This window comes from Caballeronia sp. BR00000012568055, assembly GCF_029439455.1.
In the GTDB taxonomy this organism is placed as follows: domain Bacteria; phylum Pseudomonadota; class Gammaproteobacteria; order Burkholderiales; family Burkholderiaceae; genus Caballeronia.
In genome coordinates this window covers 1-717 of sequence record NZ_JAQFVG010000190.1, presented here as the reverse complement: position 1 = coordinate 717, position 717 = coordinate 1, and the positions used below count along the sequence as shown (strand labels likewise).

At 53.4% G+C, this 717-nt stretch carries 1 protein-coding gene and 1 pseudogene; one reads left to right on the top strand and one right to left on the bottom strand.

The window, feature by feature from the left end:
- Positions 1 to 189: pseudogene (locus P7F28_RS09730) on the top strand (NAD(P)-dependent alcohol dehydrogenase); the annotation flags it as partial.
- A 49-nt stretch (positions 190 to 238) separates the two neighbouring features.
- Here P7F28_RS09730 and P7F28_RS09725 read toward each other — a convergent pair.
- Complete coding sequence (locus tag P7F28_RS09725; RefSeq protein WP_277184291.1) at positions 239 to 604, bottom strand: VOC family protein; 366 nt, start codon at positions 602 to 604, stop codon at positions 239 to 241.
- Between the last annotated feature and the right edge of the window lie 113 nt (positions 605 to 717).

Genomic DNA, 717 nt, shown 5'->3' with positions numbered 1-717 from the left:
CGTATCGAATCAGTATTTCGTTATGCGAATATTTTCCCGCGCGCGATTCAGTTGATCGCTTCGGGCAAACTGGACGTCAAGCCCTTTATTTCGCGCACATTCCCGTTTGCCGAAGGGATCAAGGCATTCGAGGAAGCAGCGAGCGGCGTGCCGACCGACGTAAAAGTGCAGATCGTACTGGAAGAATAATTCGATGTTTGCGCGGCTTCTGCCAGTGGCTTTAGCCGCGTGCTCGTCCTTAGAACATCGCTTCGGCAATATGCCACAACACGCCGGACGGATCGAACACGAAGCCTACTTTCATGCCCCAGCTTTGGATCGCAGGCGCACGTGCCGCTTGCACACCGAAGCTTGTGCTGACTGCTTCGGGCTTCACTTCTTGCCACCACGCAGCCGCGTCGCGCACGAGCATTTGCAGCATGAGATTCTCGGCAAATTCCTTGACGTAGAAATTCTGCAGAACAAAGCTGAAGCTCTCGGCCTTGAGCATCGCAATATCTTTGTCCTGATGCGTCACGCGAAAACCCAGCGCTTCATAAAAGCGAATGGAAACGTCGAATTCCTTAGCGGGTACGAAAGGGCGAATCGCGAGAATCTGGCTCATGTGCTTAAGGCAGGCTTTTAAGGACGACCAGTTTAGCCGATCGGCTTAAACCACTTCGACGACGATTTTTCCGCGTGCGCTGCCGTCCTGCATCGCCTCATAAGCTTGTTCTG

Excerpts from the sequence above, each read along its gene's own strand:
- P7F28_RS09725 (WP_277184291.1), bottom strand. The coding sequence starts at position 604 with ATGAGCCAGATTCTCGCGATTCGCCCTTTCGTACCCGCTAAGGAATTC.